General features: G+C 57.9%; 22 protein-coding genes, 1 tRNA gene and 3 pseudogenes. 4 read left to right on the top strand and 22 right to left on the bottom strand.

Features of this window, described 5'->3' with window-relative positions; all coding sequences use genetic code 11:
• Positions 1–138 precede the first annotated feature (138 nt).
• The 4 genes from N018_RS05475 to N018_RS05460 all read left to right on the top strand — a co-directional run bounded on the left by N018_RS05475 (position 139) and on the right by N018_RS05460 (position 3555).
• Positions 139–1020, top strand: a complete 882-nt coding sequence (locus N018_RS05475; RefSeq protein ID WP_025389043.1) for an alpha/beta fold hydrolase — start codon at positions 139–141, stop codon at positions 1018–1020.
• A 158-nt stretch (positions 1021–1178) separates the two neighbouring features.
• Positions 1179–1252 (top strand) — tRNA-Gly (locus N018_RS05470).
• Positions 1253–1444: 192 nt separating this feature from the next.
• Positions 1445–2710, top strand: coding sequence for a tyrosine-type recombinase/integrase (locus N018_RS05465; RefSeq protein ID WP_025389042.1), 1266 nt, complete (start codon positions 1445–1447; stop codon positions 2708–2710).
• Positions 2707–3555: a DUF2971 domain-containing protein gene (locus tag N018_RS05460; RefSeq protein WP_025389041.1), complete on the top strand. Its 849-nt coding sequence runs from the start codon at positions 2707–2709 to the stop codon at positions 3553–3555. The genes N018_RS05465 and N018_RS05460 overlap by 4 nt, the downstream gene beginning before the upstream one ends.
• Positions 3556–3603: 48 nt before the next feature.
• Here the strand turns inward: N018_RS05460 and N018_RS05455 are convergent, their stop codons facing one another.
• From N018_RS05455 to N018_RS27730, 22 genes and pseudogenes are all read right to left on the bottom strand, one after another.
• Complete coding sequence (locus N018_RS05455) at positions 3604–4014, bottom strand: hypothetical protein (protein ID WP_025389040.1); 411 nt, start codon at positions 4012–4014, stop codon at positions 3604–3606.
• Between the two features lie 145 nt (positions 4015–4159).
• Positions 4160–5378 (bottom strand): annotated as a pseudogene (locus N018_RS05450) (SGNH/GDSL hydrolase family protein).
• Positions 5375–5554: a hypothetical protein gene (locus N018_RS05445; protein WP_038401041.1), complete on the bottom strand. Its 180-nt coding sequence runs from the start codon at positions 5552–5554 to the stop codon at positions 5375–5377. Before N018_RS05445 ends, N018_RS05450 begins: the two are co-directional and overlap by 4 nt.
• Before the next feature lie 56 nt (positions 5555–5610).
• Positions 5611–6141: a DUF2514 domain-containing protein gene (locus N018_RS05440; RefSeq protein ID WP_025389038.1), complete on the bottom strand. Its 531-nt coding sequence runs from the start codon at positions 6139–6141 to the stop codon at positions 5611–5613.
• Positions 6138–6671, bottom strand: a complete 534-nt coding sequence (locus tag N018_RS05435; protein ID WP_025389037.1) for a glycoside hydrolase family 19 protein — start codon at positions 6669–6671, stop codon at positions 6138–6140. Before N018_RS05435 ends, N018_RS05440 begins: the two co-directional genes overlap by 4 nt.
• A gap of 64 nt (positions 6672–6735) precedes the next feature.
• Entirely contained in the window at positions 6736–8115 is a 1380-nt protein-coding gene (locus N018_RS05430) for a tail fiber domain-containing protein (RefSeq protein WP_025389036.1), read from the bottom strand.
• 15 nt (positions 8116–8130) lie between these two features.
• Positions 8131–8997 (bottom strand): hypothetical protein, encoded by an 867-nt coding sequence (locus N018_RS05425; protein ID WP_025389035.1) that lies wholly within the window; start codon positions 8995–8997, stop codon positions 8131–8133.
• A complete protein-coding gene (locus N018_RS05420) occupies positions 8997–9299 on the bottom strand; it encodes a hypothetical protein (protein WP_025389034.1) in 303 nt (100 codons plus the stop codon). The genes N018_RS05425 and N018_RS05420 overlap by 1 nt, the downstream gene beginning before the upstream one ends.
• A 1-nt stretch (position 9300) precedes the next feature.
• Positions 9301–13008 carry a phage tail protein gene (locus N018_RS05415; protein ID WP_025389033.1) on the bottom strand — a complete coding sequence of 1236 codons (3708 nt, stop codon included), beginning with the start codon at positions 13006–13008 and terminating at the stop codon, positions 9301–9303.
• 58 nt (positions 13009–13066) lie between these two features.
• Positions 13067–13678: a tail assembly protein gene (locus N018_RS05410; protein ID WP_025389032.1), complete on the bottom strand. Its 612-nt coding sequence runs from the start codon at positions 13676–13678 to the stop codon at positions 13067–13069.
• A 56-nt stretch (positions 13679–13734) separates the two neighbouring features.
• Complete coding sequence (locus N018_RS27245; RefSeq protein WP_154219935.1) at positions 13735–14094, bottom strand: hypothetical protein; 360 nt, start codon at positions 14092–14094, stop codon at positions 13735–13737.
• A 63-nt stretch (positions 14095–14157) separates the two neighbouring features.
• A complete protein-coding gene (locus tag N018_RS05405) occupies positions 14158–14619 on the bottom strand; it encodes a hypothetical protein (protein ID WP_025389031.1) in 462 nt (153 codons plus the stop codon).
• A 134-nt stretch (positions 14620–14753) separates the two neighbouring features.
• A pseudogene (locus tag N018_RS05400) lies at positions 14754–15407 on the bottom strand (C40 family peptidase); the annotation flags it as partial.
• 1 nt (position 15408) lies between these two features.
• A pseudogene (locus N018_RS05395) lies at positions 15409–15846 on the bottom strand (phage minor tail protein L); the annotation flags it as partial.
• Complete coding sequence (locus N018_RS05390) at positions 15843–16181, bottom strand: phage tail protein (protein ID WP_025389028.1); 339 nt, start codon at positions 16179–16181, stop codon at positions 15843–15845. The gene N018_RS05390 and the pseudogene N018_RS05395, both read right to left, overlap by 4 nt.
• The gene (locus tag N018_RS05385; RefSeq protein ID WP_025389027.1) at positions 16181–19684 is read right to left on the bottom strand and encodes a phage tail tape measure protein; all 3504 of its coding nucleotides are present in this window, start codon (positions 19682–19684) and stop codon (positions 16181–16183) included. The genes N018_RS05390 and N018_RS05385 overlap by 1 nt, the downstream gene beginning before the upstream one ends.
• A 21-nt stretch (positions 19685–19705) precedes the next feature.
• On the bottom strand, positions 19706–19882 hold the full coding sequence (locus tag N018_RS05380) for a hypothetical protein (RefSeq protein ID WP_229631289.1): 177 nt from the start codon (positions 19880–19882) through the stop codon (positions 19706–19708).
• A 65-nt stretch (positions 19883–19947) separates the two neighbouring features.
• A complete protein-coding gene (locus N018_RS05375; RefSeq protein WP_025389025.1) occupies positions 19948–20283 on the bottom strand; it encodes a hypothetical protein in 336 nt (111 codons plus the stop codon).
• Positions 20284–20294: 11 nt separating this feature from the next.
• Positions 20295–20789 (bottom strand): hypothetical protein, encoded by a 495-nt coding sequence (locus N018_RS05370; RefSeq protein WP_025389024.1) that lies wholly within the window; start codon positions 20787–20789, stop codon positions 20295–20297.
• A gap of 54 nt (positions 20790–20843) precedes the next feature.
• The gene (locus N018_RS05365) at positions 20844–21230 is read right to left on the bottom strand and encodes a DUF3168 domain-containing protein (RefSeq protein ID WP_025389023.1); all 387 of its coding nucleotides are present in this window, start codon (positions 21228–21230) and stop codon (positions 20844–20846) included.
• Entirely contained in the window at positions 21223–21723 is a 501-nt protein-coding gene (locus tag N018_RS05360) for an HK97-gp10 family putative phage morphogenesis protein (RefSeq protein WP_025389022.1), read from the bottom strand. Before N018_RS05360 ends, N018_RS05365 begins: the two co-directional genes overlap by 8 nt.
• 3 nt (positions 21724–21726) lie before the next feature.
• The gene (locus N018_RS27730; protein ID WP_195757167.1) at positions 21727–21891 is read right to left on the bottom strand and encodes a hypothetical protein; all 165 of its coding nucleotides are present in this window, start codon (positions 21889–21891) and stop codon (positions 21727–21729) included.
• Between the last annotated feature and the right edge of the window lie 5 nt (positions 21892–21896).

Raw genomic sequence — 21896 nt, 5'->3', positions numbered from 1 at the left:
CAAACTGCCCGCCAATAACAATACCTGTCGACCCGCTCGTCAGGATCACCTGGGCCATTAATCGGCTATCGCTTGCCTGTCACGAAACTCGTGCAACGTCGTTGCAACGCATACCTGTTTACCCCAGGAGTTATAACCATGTCGCCAGAAAAAGCAGTGCTGGACATACAAGGACAGTTTCGGGTTTACACCGAGCTCTATCGCACCGACGCCGCTGAAAAGACCATCATTCTGGTCAACGGCTCGCTGGCCACTACCGCGTCATTTGCCCAGACCGTGCGCAGCCTTCATCCGGCCTTCAATGTGGTGCTATACGATCAGCCCTACTCAGGCAAATCCAAACCTCACAACCTGCATGGCGCACCGCTGACTCGGGAAGAGGAAGGCCAACTGCTGCTGGAACTGATCGATCACTTCAACGCCGAGCATGTCCTGTCTTTCTCATGGGGTGGCGCGGCGACGTTGGTGGCACTGGCGCACCGGCCAAAACGCATCGAAAGCGCAGTTATCAGTTCGTTCTCCCCAGTGATCAATGAGAAAATGCATGACTACCTGTGCCACGGCATTACTCACCTGGGCGCGCATAACCGTTATGACATGGGCCACCTGATCAACAACACCGTCGGCAAACACCTGCCTGCCTTGTTCAAGCGCTTCAATTTCCGTCACATCAGCAACCTGGATGCTCACGAGTATGACCAGATGCATTACCACTTCAGCCAGGTCCTGGAGCTCGATCCGGACAACTACCTGAACGCGGGCAAGAACATCACCATCCCCGTGCGCTTCATCAATGGTGCTCTGGACGAATATACCTCCGCAAACGACGCCGCCCACTTCTCCAGATACCTGCGCGATTGCAGCTTCAGCACCATCGACGCCACCGGCCACTTTCTGGACATGGAACACAAGGCAGCCTGCAGTGATTCGAAACAGGTGCTCATGACGTTCCTGCAACCGGAACAGGTGTCGCGTAACGACCACAACCGGGTCAAGAGCCATCAGGCGCTGGCTTTCTGAAAACCGGCAAGGAAGCCGCCGTCAGCTGCGGAATATTTTCGTCTGGCGGTTGGTTTTCATGAAGGAAATCAGGAGGGAAAGCGCTGCGCAGTGAAATTAGCGCTTCAAATCAGGGCAAGGTTCTGGTACAAAGTCAGCCGCTCAGAGCAGCTATCAGAGCGGGTATAGTTTAGTGGTAAAACGAAAGCTTCCCAAGCTTTAGTTGAGGGTTCGATTCCCTCTACCCGCTCCATATAGCAATTCCCTAATATCCCCGCAACGCCCCGCACAGCCTCGAAACCCTTAAACTACGCCAACTTTGGCCTTTTCAGCTATCCCCTACTAATCCCTATTGCGCCCATTCAATCCCGCTTAGTATTGCTTTTCTTGTATGGTGGCATGTATGGTGCCGTTTAAATCGAACTCCACCATACAAGACACACCTATGAAACGGACTGAAATCAAGCGTCGGCCGCTCGCTGACACCGTGCTTGCAGCGCTCGAACCAGAAGCCAAGGAGTACCGGGAAACCTACGGTGTGGACCGTCTGTATTTCGTGGTCAGCCCGTCCGGACGCAAGCGGTGGGAGTTGAGATTCAAGAAGCCCGACGGCAAATGGGGGTGGCACGGACTTGGCTCGTACCCTGAAGTGACCACAAAAAAAGCCAGAGAGAAGGCTTTCGAGGCTCAGAAGCTTGCGGCCAGCGGGGTCGATCCGGTTGCGCACAAGGCAGCCTCTCGAGCATCCAAAACGGCTGTGACTGCCAACACGTTCAAAGCTGCTGCCGATCTGTGGCTGCACAAGAAAATGGCGGACGGCCGGGCAGAAAAGACCGTGAAGGGGATGCGGGGCGCGCTTGATAACGACATCCTCCCAGCCCTTGGCGATAAGCCGCTGGATCAGATATCGCGGTCTGACTGCGCGAAGCTGCAGGCGTCCATCGAAAAGCGCGGCGCCCACAACACATCGGAAAAGGTTCGCGTGTGGGTCAACCAGATATTTGGCTTGGCCATCGCAATGGGGATGACAGAGAACAACCCGGCCAGCAACCTGGTGGACATCGCAGCAAAGGCGCCAGAGGAAACCCAGTACCCGCACCTAATGGAAGCTGAGCTACCTGAATTCCTTCAGGCTCTGCGGCAGTCGCAGAGCGGTGCAATCGTCAAGGCTGCAGCATGGCTCACCGTCTGGACCGCATCACGGCCAGGGATGACCAGATGGGCGGAGTGGGCGGAGTTCGATCTGGAGAAGGGGCTGTGGAGCGTTCCGGGTGCCAAGATGAAGATGGGGCGTGATCATGTGGTGCCGCTGCCGATCCAGGCAGTGGATCTGATCAAGGACCTGCACAGGATCACAGGTCGATCCCGATACCTGTTCCCGTCCAGCGGGCAAAAGGTCCCGGTGATATCTGACGCGACTATAAACAAATGCTTTGCTCTGATCGGCTACAAGGGGCGCATGACAGGCCACGGCACACGGCACACTTGCAGCACGCTGCTGAACGAGCATGGTTGGAGGGAGGAGTGGATAGAGGCGCATTTGGCGCACAAGAAGACAGGTATCAAGGGTGTGTACGATAAGGCAGTTTACTTGCGCCAGCGCCAGCAGATGGTGCAGTGGTACGCGGACTACCTTGATAGTCTGGAGAAGGGAATGACGAATGAGCTTGAAGAAAACTTCAGATCGATTGCAAAAGGAATGGCACGATGAATCAACCCGAGTGGCAACTAAAGCTAAAGGACTCTCTTACCTCCCTGACGACGTCTCGTGAAAAAATAGAAGGGATGATGGATATTAAAACGCCATACATTCCAAATAGGTTATTCAAATGTCGTGGCTTTACAAAAAATGCCATGAACAATTTCATTGAAAAAACTCTTTTCTGTGCCAGCCCAGACACCTTCAATGATCCCTATGAATGCGCTCTTCAAGCAAACTTCTATTTCGGCAATGACCTTGATGACCTTCTTGCGCAGGCGGCGGGCGAGCTAGACAGCCTACAGCTTGAGGCCTTAAAAAGCGTTGTAGAATCCCGTTACGAAAAGATGTCGAATGAAGTTTCTCTTGCGTTTAGATCAAGAATGATGGGAATTTATAAGATATGTTCTCTAAGCGAAAGGATTGACTCTATCCTAATGTGGTCGCACTACGCCGAGGACCACAAGGGATTTGCGATGGAATATGATTTCCATCAGTTACCGCGTCGAGATATGTACGTTAGGTCCTTGTGGCCTGTCTTATATGACGCTGGAATGTTAGATGTAAGCCACCTATTTGCAAGCGACGATAGACCTGATGACTTTAATAATCTATTTGGCATAGCTGCAGCAATCCATAAAACCGAAGATTGGCAATATGAGAAAGAATGGCGTTTAATTATAAATAGCAATGAGCCGCTGAATGTACCTGCCCCGCTGAAAGCTGTTTACATAGGGGCCAGGGCTTCCGAGAAAGACAGGGACGCCCTCATAGCAGCTGCTAATTTCAGTGGCGTTCCGGTTTTCCAGATGAGACTGGCCGAGCGGCGGTTTGCGATGACTCACGATCCAGCCTGATTACAGGCTGGAAATAAAAGGCTTCCCGTTTCTGCAACTGATCCCGGATCAGTAGGCCCCGTCGATGCACTTCAGCCCAATAGCTAAGTACTGATGCAGCACTAGGTCTTTTTCCAAGCAAGCGCCTATGAGCTGTTCAGTGTCTTCACTGGAGAAGTCTGTAGTGTACGAATCAAAAATCGCGCGAATCTCGTTCTTGTCTTGAAAGTCAGTGCTATGCAGGTAATCTCTACCAAGGTACATCAACGCGTTTAAATCCAGCGCCTCTGAGCGAGAAAGATGCTCCATTTCATGCTCCAGCGCCATGCGCTCGGCAGATAAGGGTTTGGCCAGTTGCTGTGCAATATCCGTCGCATCCACAACCTTACCCAGCGTGGTACTGGTCGCTTCGTATTGCTGGTAACTGGCAAAGGCAAGCGCTGCCAATGCTTTTGCTTTTGAAAAAGAGAGATTCTTCATAGCTCACCTGCTTATCGGGCGTTGAATAGTCCTCTATTATCGAGCGCGAATCAAAGCTTTGATGGGCCAGTATTGCAGCAGTAATGTGGAGCGAATGTAACGGAGCCTATCAGGGCATGGATCAATAGGCCCGCCAGCTTGCCGATCACACTTTCCGTATGCCGAACTGCGCGACCTTTGCAGTTGAGTTCTGCGCCACACCTGCGGCCAGGTACAAGCCCATGCGTGAGGTAATGACCGCTTCCGCCAAGTCGATGGTCCCGCGCTGCGTCTCCAGTTGCCCTGAGAAGCTGGCTGGCATGGTGAACGGCTCTTGGTACTTGTCCATCGACCGATAGTAGAACGTGGTCGACGCACCGCTGACCGGCTTGGTGATGGTCAGCTCGGCCTCCCAGGCTATCCACCGCCGACACCATTTCAATAACGTCACCGGCTGCCAGATTGGTCTGTACCACGTTGGCCGTGGGCTGCACATAGATGTAGCCGCCCGCCGCCGCCATGTTACCGCCCAGTTCGATGCACTGCGCCTCGCCATAGGCGGCAGGTTCCTTGTACCACCGTGTAGTGATGCCGGTCAGGCCAGAGCCGACAGCCTTGTAGCTGTCCGCCAGCACCGACCCGGCCACGGCGTTCACGCCGGCGGGCAGAATGCCGCCCGTGCCTGCCAGCAGCGGGTTGGCATTGAGGCAACCGAACGGACGAATGGCCGAGTAGATATCGCCAGCGTCCGTGGGCAGCGGGATGCCGGGAAATTCGAAGTTGGCGGTGATGATCGGCACGACCCGCGAGCTGATGAAGTCTGCACCCAGGATGTTCGGATGCAGACCTTCAACCGTCATAGCCTCGGTGAAGCCGTCCCAGATGTTCACCACCGGCACGAACTGACTGACGTAGCTCAGCACCCATTCTTTGTAGACGATCGCATCGGCCAGCGCCTGACCGGTCAGCGCCCTGCTTCCGAAGCGTGGCGTACCGGTCCCCACGATCAGATACTTGCCGGGCGTGTTCAGGAACGCGGTGACGATCTTCATCACATTGGCTTTCGTGTCCGCCAGGCTCATACCTGCCGTGGTGCTATCGTTCGTGCGCGACAGCAGCAGCCACAAGTCCGCGGTCGACGACGCAATGCAGGCCGGTAGCCTGGCCAGAAACTGCCCGGTGTGGTCGCCGAGCTTGCCCTGGTTGTCGGCGTAGCTGGGAAACAGGCCGGTGCGCGCCGCGATCATGGCCGCGTAACCGTAGGCCTCGGTTCCGAAGGCTGTCGCAGCGATGGTGTGGCAGTTGCCCGAGAAACTATCGCCCAGCAGGCCGAGCCCGCGCCGGATGGGTTGGCGGCGTGGGATCGGGTTGACCAGAAGGCTCATGCGTATACCTCAAATGCTGCGCCAGCAGATGGCACGATGCGGATCGTCGCGGGCGGAACGCTCAACTGATAAGCACCGTCTTTCCAGAACGTGTCGGTATTGATCCAGCTGTCACCCGCCTGGATCTGGACCGTCACAGAACCGCCGTTCGCTTTCACTGCCAACGTAACTTTCATCGTGCGGTCGTAGGTTTCTTGCTTCGTTGCTGTCTGCACAGTGCTTCCCCGGCGGCCTACGGCCTAGCTGAATTGGTGGTTTTGGATAGCTCATCAACAAAGCGGTTACACGCCAGTCCGGCTATTCGGGACTTGTCATAAGCCTTTGCCAGCTCTCCCGCTCGCGCGTCAGCCCTGCCGAGCAGGTCGGAGAGCACCATAGCGGCGCGGGTGGCTGCCTTGCCTCGTTCGGCAGGGCCGGTATCACCGGGGGCGCAACTTGCAGTGGCTGCCAGTTTTCCGGCTTCGACGCGCAGCCGGTCACCAGCATCGTCAGCGACACCAGCATCAGTAAGCGCAGCGGTCTGTTCTTGTCTCGCATCATTTGCCACCTGGTTGGCCGCTTTCTGGCGGCGTTGCTCTTCAGTTCGGTACTCGGCGGTCGAGGTGGCCACCGCTTCGGATTGGGCACTGACCTGCTTTGCCCACTTCGCCTGCCAGGCCAGATCGGTAACGGTCACGCCGTGCCGATATGCCCCGTACAACGCAGCGGCCAGCGCAAGCAGAATCAGCATCAAACCCACCGCCCTCCACGGCAAGGCCTTCACGCCAGCACCTCAAGCGCTCGGGCGTACAGAGCCTGCCGATCAGCTAGGCCGTTCGTGCCACCATTGATGCGCTTGGTGATGGTCAGGAAGTCGCCCTTGTCGGCCAGCGTGTTGAGTGCGGCCCAGTGCCAGAACCAAGCCGCCGACATTGCGGCGTGCTGCGGCAGCTCGAGCAATTCGGGATGGCTGATCAGGTCCAGCCCCAGCGCTTCGCCGCAGTCGGCATAGTTGGCCCGGCCCGTCACCTGAATCAGGCCGCGACCACGGAATTTCGAGCCGTCACCCGCAACGGTATTGCCGAGGTTTTTGCGGCCCTCGTAGCCCAACTGCTGCGGCGTCGGCCCCCAAAGCTCGCGGACGTAACGCAGCTGACCGGACTCATGACCGACCTGGGCGATGAAAGCCGCGATGCGCAGGCGGGTGACGATCTGGTACTTGCTCATCGCCGTGTTCAGGACGGGTGCAAAAACGCCGGCTTTCTGGCCGGCGTTCGGTAGGATCAGCAGCAACTGCTGTGTGGTGATGGGCATTTGGGTTTCTCCAGGCAAAAAAATACCCGCTCGATGGCGGGATGCGGGTGTCGCTGTGCAGGTGTTACGCGGCGGCAGGTTCGGGTGCTGGCTGAATCGATGCCTTGAACTCTGCCATCTCGGTGCGGAACGCCTCAAACTCTGCACGTAGCGCTCCAAGCTCGGCGCGAAGCTCTATTGTTTCGGCGTGAAGCTCTTTGGTGCCGCCCATCACATCTGTGATCAGTGCCATCGGATCTAGCTGCTGAATCCGTGCTTGGCCGTTTTCGTCTACGCCATCCTTCACGCCCGTAACGGCCAGCGGGTTTACCTCTTGGGCCTCATGCGCGATCAGGCCTTGGTAGGTGGTGCCATCGCCGCTAAACACTGCGCCGAAAATCTTGCGCTGGTAGGTGACGATCCTGTACGCATCGATCCGATCAAGGTACGACTTCACTTTGGCGGCGGCGATGTACTTCTTGAACCGGTAATCAGACCCGAACAGCGTCATGGTCCCGACATAGGTGTTGTCGATCCAGACGTCGACGTTAGAGCCGGTCCAGTTGTAGTTGTACACCGTGCCGCCTCGACCGGCGCTCAGACCTGCTCTGCACCAGGTGCCTGCTGACGCCAGTCGTCCCGTCACCTCATACGCCCCCTGCAGCGTGAGGACGCCGTTGGCAGCGTTTATGAGCCTGACGTCATAGTCTGCTGCGGTTTTGTTGTAGTGAAAGTCGATGTAGGGACTGGTGTTGCTAAGTTCGATACCGCCGAACGTCGGTGCCTGTTCGGGTCCTACGCCCAGGGCGTTCCGCGCGGTGGTTTGGCTGTTACCGCCAGTCCCCCCAGATGCGATGCCGATAGGTGCCGCAGTTACAGACAGCGACGACACAGTCAGCAGCCCGTCGTAGCTGTAGGTCATGCTCGGCCCGGTCGCTGTGTTGGCACCGTTGACGGAGCGCCAAGTGAACCCGCCGGTGCCGCCACCACGGTTGACAATAAAGTGTCCTTCACCGGTTCCAGCGGAGTTCCAACCCATATACAAGCCTTGGACATTGTAAAGGGCGCTCGCCTGCTGTACCCCGACTTCGAGCAGCAGCGCTCTCCCGTCCGTGCGGCCTGTGCCGCCTTTGAAAACAGGCAGTGTGTCGTAGTTGCCGGTGGTGCCCAGCGCTGCCAGTGAATTACCCCAGCGCTGGTTTACCGTATTAAAAGCATCTGTCAGCGCCTTCGGGTAACCCTGGACTGGCTCAATGAAATAGGCAGCGCCACTGACAGTTGCGCCCGTATAAGCAGGGATAATTGCCAACACGGTGTCGCTGATGATGTTGAACACTTCATAACGTCGGCCGTCTGGTGCATTGAACGCATCGCCGATCCTTGAGGACGTGAACGTTGTGCCAGTGCCAGTTACAGTCGTGGAATTTTGGGTTACGGCAACTGTGCCGCCTCTCGACCAAGGCATAAGGTTCCTTAAAATTCAGTTGTAAGGGAATGGCAAGTTCGCTGTCGGAACAACAAGCGCCTGCGGATATCGATCCAAGGGAAGGTTGGCCAGAGAGCCGGGGATGCTGTACTGGTTACTGGACAAGTCGATGCTGGAAGTAGCGCCTGCTGGGGCGAACATGAAGCTGATACCACCGTTGCGCCCATAAGCCCCTTCAGAGAAACCGATAACCTTGGCGTTTACGCCCGTAATCGATGCATCAATATAGCCCGCAGCAGCGCGGGACCAAGGCAAGCAAGCGGCATATTCGATTCCCTGACCAAGCGGTACATCAACGACGAAGTGGCTCTGGAAATCGACAGAAGCTGTCTGGGTCCGGATGGCCTGCCAGCTCCCTCCTGCGTAAGGTAGAGGCCTACGGTTCCAAGCGTCCGCTGCGCCTGGTGCGGGGGCCTGAACTGTTGCAACCACGTTCAATGGGGGCTGGAGGGAGTTGAAAGTGCATACGCCCTGATCGGTGTATGTCTTCAGATACGGCGACCCCGGAATATTGTCGGCCATCAGATCGAACACATAGGCCTTGGTTGCGGTACTTGCTGCGCTGAAGTGGAACGTCATAGCCGAGCCGCTGATAGACGTCCCTTGCAGGCACCCTTTACCAACGAGAAACACAATCGGTGATCGAGGGCTGTTTACGGTTGTCGTGAACATCTGGTCGCCTGCTCGCGTGCTGTCGATGTAACTACCGCCCTGATCAGGATCGTTTGTAACCGACCGCAGCACCTTTCTCTGCCAAACTTCTCCGGCGACCAGATAGCCACTCTTAACCAGTCCGTAACATATTCTGGAAGTATCGAACAACAATTCACCGGTATCTTTATTTACCACCAACGAAGTCATCAGTAATACCCGTAATAAATTCGACAGTTCGCCGAGAAGTAACCCCAACCGTTGGTGTTATAGGAATAAGCCCAAGACAGCGAAGTGCCAGACAGCGTAATACCTGGCCTCTTCCCTTTTTCGCGCTGGAGATCCACCAACGCGACGGGAATAAAGTAGGCCGTTTTCCCGGGGGGCGGCGCTGGAATCGTCACGGCCCCGTTCACGCCGTTTGTATCGACACTACCCATTGTCTGACTGAGCTTCATGGTCATGTCGACCAGCACTCGTTCATCAGCGGTTTTTAGCGTTATCCCCGTCATGTCAAAGACTCAAATCGATGCCAAGAACACCGTTGGCGTGATACATCTTTATGGATGAGTTGCTGATGGTTGACCTACGCCCATCGGCCATACTTCCGTTGAGCTGCCACGGACCGGTCTTTGGAAAAAGCCAGCCGCTAACGTTCGCCACATAGTCAGAAGACTGAAGGTTTCCAACTTTCAACCAGCTAATAGAACCGTCCTCGATAAATGCCGAGCGAATGAATGTCTGCCCGCCAGTGATACCGAAAAACGACTGCGGCGATTGCGAGCTGGTATTCATCACCAAGAACGTGTCGGCCCTCACCACGAACTGCGAGGTCGTGCCTGCCGCCCCGCTTTCAAGTCCAAGACCGAACCCGGCCGCGTACGGGATGTTGTTTTGCGTGAGCTCCATTCTCACCGACCAGATTCCGGCCAGCTTGTTGTTGGTGGCGGCCAGAGCGCTGGTTGTCTGCTGAACCGCAACTGTCGCGTCGTTTGCCTTGGCTTGCGCCGTCTCAATCCGGGTAGCCAGCGCACCGTCAGCGTTAGACCTCGTGGCCGCTTCGGACTGAATGGCCGCCTGAACCGTTGTCTGGTTCGTCGTAACCGTCGCCGTCAGGTTCGTGATCTGCTGTGCAGTCGCCTCCCTGTCCGTGGCTTGCGCAGTTTCAACGATGCTTATTTTTGCGTCGTTGCCCGCCACCCGAGCATCCAGCAGCGTTGTGCGCTGAGCCTGCGCAAAATCATTTTCGGTTCGTACCCTGACTTCCTGCGCGTAATTGGCTGTTTCTTCCCAAGCCTTGAGAGCTGCGGCCATTTCGCCTTCTACGCCGTCATCCCTCGACGAGGCCTGCAGCGCATTCAGTTGAGTGGCGGTCGCCGTGGTCTTGCCGTCGACCGTCGCGATGTTGGCTGTGTTTTTGGAGACCTGATCGGCCTGGGCGTTGGCCGAGCGAATCGACTGGCCTGTGTTGACCCAGTACGCCGGGTTCGGCGGAGCGTTGGACCCGTTGGCCGCCGCGGGAACAGCCGTGATGGCCGTCCAGAGGTTGTCACCCACGCGCACGGTGTTGTCGCGCACATAGGCATCGGTCGGCACGTAGACCAGCGCGTCGGTGATTTCGCCGATATTGGCTTTGAGCTCTTCCAGTCGCTCGTTCACCGAGCCAGGTCCGTCGCCGTCGATAAGGTCGAGCCTGCCAAGCAGGTGTTCACCGAACTGGCTTTCGGTCAGTTGCTTGTCCAGCAGATCCAGAACAGGGCCTGCATCGCTGCTGGTCTGCCCCATGACGCCGATACCGGCCGGATACCAAGGCCCGATGTTGCCGGTCCGGTCCACCAGTCGCGCCCAGAAAAAGAACGTCACGCCCGCTTTCAAGGACTGCATGACGTGTTCCGACTGGGGATAGGCCAGGTCGCTCAGCTTGGTGGCCTTGGCCAGGTCGGTCGTTGGCCCGTACCAGATTTCGGTTCGCTGCGTATCCTCCACACCTGCCGGAAAGGTCCAGTTCAGTTTGATGCCGAAGATCAACGATGCGGCAGTCAGAGAGGTGACAGCAGGCGGCAGCCCCTCTTTGCCTTTGAGCTGGGTCAGGATCGAATTCCGCCAGCTCGACGAGATGTCATAGGCGCTGACGGCGCGCACGCGAGCGAGATAGGCACCGGCATAGATGCCAGTGATGTCGACGCTGGCAGAGCCGGTACGCTGTACCTTGATCCAGTTACCGCTGTCCTTGCGCCACTCGACGTCATAAGCCACCGCGCCGGCCACGGCGGGCCAGCTGATGGTCATGGTTGTAACGGCAAGGCCCTGCGCGATCGCCGTCGTTGACGCCAGCGAAATGCTGGAAGGCGATGGAACGACCGTGATCGGAATGACACTGATCGGACGCTCTTCCAGCCGGGCGCCGGTGTCGATGTAGCCGAACTTGCTTGGCTCGTACTGGAGAGCAGTGATCGCATAATCACCTTCCGCGCTGCGCTTGACGCTCAGCACCCGGTACAGAGGGATAGCCAGGTCATCGGCATCCAGCGCCCATTGCAGCTGGGTGGTAGGCGTCTCGCTGTAAGCGACAGTAACGGTAATTGCCCTGCCTGCAACGGACTGCACTGTCCGGCCTTCAGCCTGGCCGCTGGGCAGGTTGACGATCAGACGGTCACCGGCCTTTGCCAAGGTGTCGCGGTCGAGGGTTACTACTTTTCCAGCAGCACCAGCAATACGTCCGCCGATCTCCCGGCCGGCAAGAAGCGAGTCAGCGACTGGGATGATGTAGCCAGGCAGCGGGATAGCCCCTTCCATGCCGGTGCTGAAGCTCACGGTGCGGTCTTGATTGTTGCTCAAAATGGCCCACTTGCCGCGACGCTGAGCCTCGGACGCGCGCGTGCAGCCAATTGCAGTCAGCTCGGTCGGTCTGTCACCGAAGCGCCGCTGCAGTGCCGGGTCGGAAAATGGAATGACGTCAGTGTCGTAGTTATTGTCAGGGTTGTCGTAGCTGACGATGGCCCGGGTATAGCGTGTCTTCGCCGAGGAGCTGCCATAGTTGAACTTGCCGTCGATGACATTGGCTCGAGTGAAGACATAGTCGAAGTCTTGCGTGCGCGGCATATCTGCCTGCGCGACCAGCTGGCCTTGCGCCCAGTAGGTCATGCCGCGATAAATTCCGGCGATATCGCGCAGCAAGGACCATGCGTCAGCCTTGCCCTGCAGGTTCATGTCGCACAGGAAGCGGGGTTCTACCCCGCCCACTCCATTTGGTACGTCCTGATCGCAGTACTGCGCAATGCGGTACAACTCCCACTTGTCGACCATCCACGGCTTGATGCGCTTACCGAGGCCAAACCGGTCTTGAGTGCATACGCCATATGTCACCCAGGCAGGGTTGTTGGTCCATGCCTCTTTCATGGAGCCGTCCCACACGCCCGAATAGGTACGGGTGAACGGGTCGTAATTGCTCGGGACCGGCCATTTTCGCGCCTTGCACTTGACCGTAACTGCGGGAATGTTGGTGAACTGCTCAGCATCAAACTCAATGTAGAGCAATGCAGTGTTCGGATAGCGCAGCTTTGCGTCGATGACCTCTGTTAGCCCGGCCACCAGCATTGTGTCGGCGATCTTGTTGGTATTCTGGTTGGCGGTCAGGCGGCGGACGCGAATCTGCCAACCGGATGTGGCGGCAGGCAGATCGATGCGGCGTGAGCGCTCATAGCGGGTGGTTGTCTTGCCGTCCACGGCTTCAAGCAGCACTTGCTGGTAGCTGCCGCCGTCAGTGGCCACATCGATGGCGTATTCGATCCGGTAGCCGCCGACGTTACCTTCATCGTCCTGCTGCTGGAGGGCAGGCCAAGCCAGGCGTACGCGCACAGCCGACAGCTGAGTGTTGGTGATTGAGCGAACCCACGGCGAGTCGTTGCGCAGCTCGACGTTGACTGTCGTCTCGTTGTCGATTGAAGGAATGCCAGGGATGTACGACTGATCGACAGAGCCGGTGCGCCATTCCCATTTCACGTTGGGAAAATTGACGTTGCCGCTGGCATCATTGATCGGCGTGTTGTCTAGGTAGATGTCGAACGCCGTCGGCGTGCCTTCGAACTCGCCCTCGCCCACAGCGATGAGCAGCTTGGCCAAGTTGGTAGAACGCAGGCTATCGGAGGCCTCGGTCGGCGACTTCGGACTGCTGCTGCCGCCTTTCTCACCGTGGATATCGATCTTCAGTGCTGCGCCCATGCTTTTCTCCAGGCATAAAAAAACCGCCTCTCGGGCGGCTTGGTGTTGCGGACGGGGGTTACGTTTTGTCTTCTGCGTAGATCGCGGCAGATATAATCGCGCCGCCCCAGCGTCTATAACCGATGCAGATCGGAACGATGTTGCCGCTGGCTGTGGTGTTCTTTGCGCTACCGAATGCATAACTGGGAAGGTTTTCCGGTGATGCACTTTGCGAGAGTCCGCCCTGCTGGGGGCTGAGCAACTGGATGACGCCGCCGGCTCCATTGGCAACGCCGGCGCTGGCAACCATCATCGTGGTAGCAGCTGACCAGCCCAAAGGGTTCCACCAAGCAAGAGCAATCAAGGCAACTCCAATCACAGTCTGCAGAACGCCGGCACGTTTGCTGCCAGCGATCACAGGGATGATTTTTAGCTCTCTGGTCCCTCCGAGACCAAAGTCTTTTTCCCCAATGTTCTTTCCGTTTCGAAAAATTGCAAATCTCATCCCCAGCCGAGATAGCCTCAGAAGCTCATCTCTAAATCCGTCAACTGATACATCAAGAGCCTTGAAAACCTCTGCGGCGTTGCCTCCATCTAATACCCGATAATGAACCTTCTCAAGTCCTCTCCACATACGGCCAACCAATGTTATTTCCGTGCGCGGCGTATAGTGAGCTGCTGTATAAGCCATGATTCCCCCGACGAAAAAAAACCGCCGATCGGCGGTTAATTTTTGAATTTAAAAAATTAGCCGGCACAACCTATAACCGCATTTTTTATGCGATCCAAGGGAGATTGCCACTCTCTGTAAAAATAGTATTTGATCGTAGAGCCTTTTGGCGATGGCGATATGTCCACCAGGTGCCATGGAGTTTGCGCGTCGGGAGCTATCACGGTGTAGCTACCACTGGACTCTTGAAGAGTTCCGCCAATACCCGCCCCCCAAACACTTACATTTTGCCAGCCGTCACGAATGCATTGCGCCACATCCTTCGCAGGTTTTTTTGAAGATATAGACAAAACCGGATGAGTATTGCGCGTATCACTAATATTGGCGCATCCTGCCAGCAAAAGAAAAGATAAGTTGGTAATAGCAAAAAAACGCATTGTATCTATCTTCCTTTATCGATATATATATAAAATTAACATGCGGCATTTTTTAGGTTGAACTTAGTGCCTTTTTTCACCAAGAACTTCGCCTGTTGCGGCAACCTGAAAAAGCCCAGTCCAATGCTTCACCATGTCAACGTCAGGTGGCATGCAGCACCAGCCAAGAAACTGTTTGACTATGGGGTGATGTCCGCCGGCCGTCCCAATAAGCACCTCGGGATCTATTCCGTAGCCAGCACAGAAGTTTGACCAAGCGGATTTTGCGGCATTCATCTGAGCCATTAAGGGCGGTTTGTCTTCTGCAATTTGCACCGAAAGCGCGAGTCCGCGCATCTCCATCTCAAAAAGCGCAGCCACTCGGGGCAACATTCTGGCAGTATTCAGGTACTCAAGGCTGTGGGTTTCTACCACTTCCATTGGGCTGCTATCCATAAGCTTTTTTATCTCGCCGAAGTCTTTCCGAGCCATAGCTTGAATTGTCAGCCTTACGCGCTCTTGAGTTTCGATTTTGCTGTAGTTCATATGAAAACCCTTAATTAGGTGCAGGCGCCCACGGCATAATCGCCAAAGTTAGAATCCACTTCAGAATCCATATGTCGCTACTCGGCAGTTAAAGCATGAGCCTAACACTGACATGTCCACCTATCCAGACCGCCCTAAATCGTTTGCTTTAAATTGCTGTGTCTGAGGATCAGGCGTGTCCTGTCCAGCCACGGACCACCGAAAACGATGATCTCGCTTGGCCTTCCGTATAGGTGGTGCAGCAGGAAAGGCCCAGGTCCGTACACCCCGCAGCCCTCTTTAGGTAGCGTGGCATCGATACCGAGGTAAATCCCGGCATGGTTCGGATGCTTGGTCCGGCCGACCTCCATCACAATCATGTCGCCGCGTTGCGGCTGATCGACTCTGACAAAGCCAGCCGCCTCATAGTTGGATTCGTAGAGACTTTCGGCGTCCGCACTCTCCCACCAGCCGTCCGTGCGATTGAATGCTTCGAACTCCAGGCCAAATTCGCGCTTGTACCAATCGGCGCAGACCTGCCAGCAGTCCCAGGCACCATGCACGAACGGGCGCTTCAGAAGCGGCGTGTTGCCGGTGGGCACGATGGTACGCAGATCGCCCTCAGGCCAGCTCAAAATATGCCAAGGCAGTTCAGTAGCCTCACACATCGCCAGGTCGCGCGGTGAAGGCCTGCTGGTCGCGTCGGGGTGCGAGTGGACAACTCCGATAACGGTGCCTACGTCTTCCGCCGCTGCGTAATCCTCGGGGCTGATGCGAAACTCTTCGTTTGGATCGGTCGCCGTGTTGGAGCCAGACCTCGATAGATTCCTGAGTCGGATCAGCATCAGGGTTGCCGGCGGGGAAGTTCTCTGCATCCAAGTACTGGCCCAGCGTGTGCCGCATGGTCAGTTTGAACTCGAGCAAATCCTCGAAAGCCAGGCAAAGCGCTGTGATACGACCGTTAACGTTGCCCGCCGCGAACGTAGGCCTTACTGCGGTTCCATCGCTGTTTGCTTCCACGCCATCCAGCTGGACCGGCCAGGCGCTGTATTCTTCTCCCTGCCAATAGATGGGTTTGGCTGGAAGCTGATCAACGTCGGCGCCAGCCGCCGTCAGTTCATCCGACGTGTGCGGTATCGCGTGCCCGTGAAACCGGAGAACGTCGGCGCCGTAGTCGGAGCCATCGAGCTCGAACAGCAAAATATCAGCGCCCGGCTCAAGCCTTTGCAACTGTGTGATCAAACTCATGGATGGTATGCCCTTTCAAAAGTAGCGGTCAGAACGGCGAGGCCTCCTGGCTTTCTTTGTCGACGGAAAGTAGAGCAGCGATAAAGGCCGAGGCTTTCGTCGGGCGGTGTCCAAAGGAACGCACGGGCGCCCTGATGAGCGCGGATGAAGTCCACAATCGGTTTGATCTCGCTGCCCGTGCCGCCGAACGACAGCGACCAGGTGTCCTCTTCAGCGTTCGGGCCGTCAGTGGACACCTGGACATAGCCATCGCCAAACTTGGACTCACGGGTTCTGAACGTACTGTCACCACCAGCCTCATCGTCTGGCTCCCAAACAAACGTTTCTACGGCCATCAGCCTCTCCCACTGGTGTTTCGGTGGCTTGTGCCGCCGGGTCGCCATGAATCGGCGATGGCCTTCTGCGCCACGCCGAGCATCTGGCGCTGCATGTTCTGCTGAAGCGCGGCGCTGTCGATCTCCATGCCTTCGCCGCTCCGGTCTTCAAGAGTCAGGTAAACAGGGGCCTCCACTTTTACGACCGTGCCGCCGCTGGTGGCAGCACCTCCAACCATGCGAACACCGAGCGAACCGTCTGAACCGCGCGCCAGCGGCATGATCGCCTCCGGCCCGGCCTCGCCCATCACGCCTGCCCCGCCTCCGGCCATGCCGAACGCCGTGGGCGTGCTTACGATGCTGTTGGTGAACGCCGCGCCGTCGGCGAACATTTGTACTCCGCTCGACCACGCGCCACCTTTTGCCTGAGGGAAGTAGGTGGATGAGTAGCCTGCTTGCGACGCCCCGAGGCTCGATGACGATGCGCCAGCCGAGCCAGCAGCCAGGCCGTTCCCGCTTCCTCCGACACCGGAGCCGAGATAGCTAACCCCCGCATCAAATAGCATCCCCAGCAAAGCAGAAGACGCTTTACGCGATGCGATGCGGCCCAGGTCAGTAATGATCGATGTCGAAAGATCGCGGAACTTGAACTTGCCCGTCGTCGAGAAGGTGCTCAACGAGTCTTCCATCGAACCGAACGCGCTGGTGAAAGCGGTTTTTGTCTGGCCGGCGACGTCCTTGGCAGCTTCGAGATAATCGGAAAACGCGGACTTTGCTCCCAGCTTCCAGTCGCCTTGAGCCGCATCAAGATTCACATACCCTTGCTGCATCGCTGCCAACTGCCGGGCGCCGTACTGCTGGGTCAGGGCGATCTGCGATTCCAGCGCCTGGCGCTGCTTGTCCGTTGTGGCAGTGGCCAGCTCAGTGCGCAGCGCCAGAACCTTATTGTTGGTGTCCTGCTCCAGCGACAACCGCGCCTGCGCCCGCTCAGCCTCTTTGCTGCCCATGCCGACTGATAAGGCCGTCTGCTCGTAAGACGCCGTCGCAAGGGCAAGCTGGCGCTGCAAGTCCGCCTCGTACTTCATCGCTTCGGCCATGCCACCAGCGGCAGCCACGGTCTGGTCATACTGTTGCTTCAGCCATTGCAGGCCTTTGCCGTACTCTTCCGTTGATATCTTCCCGGACTTGTAAAGCAGTTGCAGTTCGTCGGTCTTTTTCTTCTGCTCGTCCGTCGCCGCGCTGACCGGGTCGAAGGTTTCCTTCAGTTTGGCGTAGGCGTCTGCGGCGGTCTTGAGCTGCTGCTCGAGCTTGTTCTGCGCCTCCTTGTTTTTCTGAACCGCCTCGGTCGCCGACTTATCCGCATCCTTCTGGGTGTCGTAGGCTTTGGCGGTATCGCGGATCTGTTTTGCCAGGGCGCCCTGCGGATCGATTTTGTTCTCGGTAATGAACCGGTCGGCTTCCTCGAGCTTCGTCTTGTCCTTGAGCGCATGGATCTGCTTGTCGAGGGTCTGCTGATAATTCTTGCCGGCGTTGTCGGCGGCAATATCGACGTCGGTCTTGTCCTTCGTACTTTTGGTGCTGCCGTCGAGCTGCTTGGTGTACAGCTCCTGACGGGCCGTCAGAAGGTTGGTATTGACGTCCAGGGTGCTGACGGCTTCGGACTGCTTGACCCAGCCGTCCAGCTGTTTCTGAGGAATGCCAAGCTGTTGGCCAACCTTGAGGATCGTGTCGGACAGTGGCTGACCGGCCTTTCTGGCTTCCTCCATGCTGCTCGCCAGCGCGGCGAACTGTTTGCCGCCAGCCTCACTGGAGCGCGGGCCGACGAGCGCCCGCTGCATTGACGTGCGCAGCCCTTCGAACGCGCCCGCCGCTTCCTTGGCCGAATCGCGCTGCTGCTCGGTGATACGCACCAGTGCGCCCTGCTGCTGATCGCGGGTGAGCTGCGCGAACTCTTTGCGCACCTCCTCGACCGACCGCTTCAGGTCGTTCACATCTGTGCGCGCGGTCTGGGCATTGGAACCCATGGCCAGGAACGCCACACCTACGCCGATCGCCAATGCCGCAATCCCGGCCGGGCCGCCCAGCAGCGCCAACAGGGACGAGCTCGCCCGCGCCAGCACGTTCTTGGCCGCTGCGGCCTGAGCCTGGGCAGCAGCGTTGGCGGTCGTGGCTGCCGTGTCGCGCGCCATAGCTGACGACGACGCCGCGGTTGCAATGGTAAGGCGCTGGGTCGCGGCTGCCGCCGCCGTTTTGGCCGCCGCCAGTTCGAGATCCATGGCAGCCAGCGCAGAGGTATACCGCACCTCTTCAGCGGTTCCGACGGCCAGCCGGGCCTGATAGGCAAGCGCCTGACGCGAGGCTTGCAGCTGAGCGAGCCGGGCGATTGTTTCCGCTTCCAGTGCTTGAGCAGCGGAGTACGCCGCGACTGATTCACGAAGCTTTGCCGCTGCGGACGCTGCCGATGCCGCCGTTTCCTCGGCCTTGGCAATGGCCGAAGCCTTGGTGGTGGCGATATTGGTCAGCGTGGCCTTGGTAGCCGCAGCAGACGATGTCACCGCATCGATGGCGAACTTGGCGAAAGCCGCCGCCATCTTGCCGCCCAGCGCCGCGACCAGTACATCAACGTTCTCGGCCAGAAAACCGATCATCTCCCCCAGGCGCTGAGCGCCGCCGTTGTCGCGCAAACCTTGCAGAGCCTTGGTGACACTCTCGATACCTGGCAGCAGACCGATGGTGATCTGATTGGCCGCCCCGGAGAAGGTCGCCTTCAATCCGGAAATAGCCTGCCCCGCAGAGACGAGACGGTTGATATTGAACTCTGAGATGACCACGCCCGCGCGATCGGCCTGATCACCCAGTTCCTTGAACCCTTTGCCGTTGTTGCGCAGCAGAGGGATCAACGCCGTGGTTTCGTCAGCCATCGCTTCCATGTAGGTGGTGAGCTGCTGCTGGTTCAGTCCGGCCTTTTCGAGCGAGGTGTAATAAAGCTGCAAGGCCTGCGGCCCGGAGAGGTTGGCGAACTGACCAGCGGTGACCCCGATCTTCGGTGCGATCTCCTTGAAGAAATCAGACATCTCGCCGCCGCCGCGCTGCAGAAACTCGCCGACGCGGTCGTTGGTGTCTTTCAGGATGTCGCCCAGCTTGTCCTGCTCAACGCCTACAGTCTTCGCGCCGTAACTCATGCGCTGGAAATCTTCGACCGTCGTGTTCGATAGCGCAGAGAGGTTCTTCATCTCTTTCGCGTAATCAATGGTGCTGGTCGTCAGCGCTACCAATCCAGCGATCGAGCCCGCTGCGGCCAGGTTACCGGCGCCGATCTGATCGAACACCGATGTAATTGCATGACCCACCGTCCGCGCATTGGCGTTCACCCGGTCAAAAGCGTTGTCAATCCTTCCCAGGCTTTGATCGATATTCTGGGCTGTGCTCGACACCGAGCCTTCCGAGCGCGTCAGCTCCTGCCGCAGCTGCGCCGTGGTGGCTTCGATGCGGACCAGCATGCCTTGGACGTCGGTATCGGCCACGTGTAGAACTCCGGAAAAAAGTTATGTACTGCCCTTGCCGGTAAGCGCCATACGCAGCTTCTGCGCGACGGTCGTCGGCTCGGGTTTGGATTGGGAGCTGGATTGCGTGTTGCTGGGGAAAGGGCTGGTCATTCGCGCCCACTCGATCTTCGCGTCCATAGCGAGGAACAGTTCGGGCAGCGAGGTATGCCACGCCACTTGCGGTGACCAGCCGAGCCAGCCGGTGGCCACCGCATAAAGCCGATCGACGTAGCTCCCCGCCTCTACGGCGCTGACGCCGTCGGCTGTTCCTTTCCCGGCTCACCACCGCGAGGGTTGTACAGGGCTGCCAGGTAATCGTTGAGCTGCGGAGTCATGGCTGCTACGCCCTCCTGCCATACCGCTTCGGCCAAACCTTCAGTCTGTTTTTCAGTCAGGTTGGCGCCAGCAGCGATGATCAGCGCCGCGCCGTCCACGCTGACCTGATGCAGCGCGCTGGCTGCACCTCGGAGTCCGCCGAAACGGGCCTCGATAGCACGGACGGCAGCCAGGGTCGGCCGCAGTTGGTAGGTGGCCCCGCCAATGACAAGATCGATGTTGCCGTGCAAAGTCTTACTCATGGTTCACCCGGTCAGGCCGCAGGGCCGGCAGCAATTTCGATGACATCGGAGTTGATGCCCATGGTGATGTTGCGGCGCACAACGTTGTCAGCTGCGCCTGGCGCAACGGTGTTGTTCATCACCTTCACGCGGAAGTAGAAGGTGGTCGGCAGCACGGCAGGCGTTGCGGTCGCGTCACCGTCGTTCAGCGTGACCTTGATGTTGTAATCGCCTTTGGATCGGTCTTTATGGGCAACCTTGACGGCTTTTTGTCCCGCGTCGCCGTTGTCCAGGCCGACGGTCAGCGTCATGTCGCCAGCGTCAGCAGTGCCCTTGTACTTGCGCACACGGCCATCCTTCAGCGACGTGAAGGTCACCGAACTGAAGGTGTCGCCAAACTCGCCCAGGTCTTCGATTTCGCCGATCTCGACGTAAACGTCCTGTTTGTAATCGGCTTCGGTATCGGCGCCGGTTTTGGTGCCGAGGCTAAGTCGGCACCCTGCAGCGGTATTCAGATTGTCGGCCATGGAAATTCCTCCAAAAGGCACATTGGATAAAGCCGCAAAGCGGCAGATGTTGAATCAGTGGGTGGTGATAACGCGGACCGTGATAGAGCCCATGTAGGTGATTCCGTCGGCGTCACGCTGTGCATCTGCGCGCTCGACCCTGACAGACACTGCCCTGCCGACTTCCAGTGGCAATGGGCGCTCATCCAGTGCCGCAGTCACTTCGGCGTTGATGCGCTTGACCTCGGCCTGACCATGAGCATCTGACCACACCGTGAAATAGATCAGGCGCTGCTGACGCTTGCGCCCGGCGATAGGACTGGTGTTGGTCGAGATTTCGCGGTCGATGGAGACATACGGCATAGGCGTGTCCAGTGGTGCGCCGTCGTAGATGGGGCATGACACCTCGGCCTGTAGCCGCTCGAAGATCGCTACCTGCAGGGCAACGGACGGATCAGCCATCGCTACCCCCTTGACTGGCCTTCTTCAGAGTTCGATTCACAGCGGCGCGTATGTCTGCCAGCACCACCTCCCGGTTCACGTCCAGCGAAGGCCGCAACCACGGATGGGCTGGAAGCGCAGGGATGTTCGGGTACTTGCCGAAAAACGTGTTGCCATCCGACTTGTTCTTGGCCGATCGGCTACGGTTTCCAGCGCGCTTTGTCCCGCTGTAGCCCTTGGTGCCATATTCCAGAAACCGCAGATAGTAGAATCGGCGGTTGTCCTTTTTGCCCCGGATGCCGATCTGCGCATCCAGGCCGCTCTTGGAGACGAACGCCTGCAGTGCGTCGGCCGCTTCGCCAGTGTCGCGCGGAACGGTTGACTTCATGGTTGTCAGGATCTTGTTGGCGGCTTCCTGCAAGGCTGGGCGCAGCTCGTTGTCCATCGTCTGATGAATGTTGCGCAGCGTCCGGCGTAACTTGAAGTCACCGGACATACGGGACCGGCGCGCCACCGATTACTCCTTGGCCTTGTCGGCCTTCGGCGCCGGAGCGTCCTTGACCTCTTCGGCCAGACCGCGATCAAACAGGGACTTTGCCGTGGCAGCGTCCACGCTAAATTCATCGCCTGCGGTCCGCTCGCCTACGGCGCCGGAAATGCTGGCAAGTGCTCGAACTTTCATAGGAA

This window comes from Pseudomonas syringae CC1557 (assembly GCF_000452705.1).
In the GTDB taxonomy this organism is placed as follows: Bacteria; Pseudomonadota; Gammaproteobacteria; order Pseudomonadales; family Pseudomonadaceae; genus Aquipseudomonas; species Aquipseudomonas syringae_F.
This window is presented reverse-complemented; position numbering and strand designations above follow the sequence as displayed.